At 76.2% G+C, this 403-nt stretch carries 1 pseudogene; it reads right to left on the bottom strand.

What is annotated here, in order from left to right:
• Positions 1 to 103: 103 nt before the first annotated feature.
• A pseudogene (locus JHD63_RS24325) lies at positions 104 to 403 on the bottom strand (hypothetical protein); the annotation flags it as partial.

Here is a 403-nt window from a genome sequence, read left to right on the forward strand (position 1 = left end):
CCCCCCCCCCCCCCCCCCCCCCCCCCCCCCCCCCCCCCCCCCCCCCCCCCCCCCCCCCCCCCCCCCCCCCCCCCCTTCCTACCGCTCCCCCGCCCCCCGAGCTCTACACTAGGTTCTCTTCGTCGGCAGCGTCAGATGTGTATAAGAGACAGAGCGGCCCCCAGATGGACGTGGCCCCGCCCAGCACCGCCGCGGCCAGCGTGTGCACCAGCATGCCGAAGCCGAACTCCTCGGGCGAGATGGCGTAGGAGCTGTCTCTTATACACATCTCCGAGCCCACGAGACCGTACAGGAAATCGCGTATGCCGTCTTCTGCTTGGAAAATGGGGGGGGGGGGGGGGGGGGGGGGGGGGGGGGGGGGGGGGGGGGGGGGGGGGGGGGGGGGGGGGGGGGGGGGGGGGGG

It is taken from the genome of Xylophilus sp. ASV27, assembly GCF_016428875.1.
Classification (GTDB): Bacteria; Pseudomonadota; Gammaproteobacteria; order Burkholderiales; family Burkholderiaceae_C; genus Xylophilus.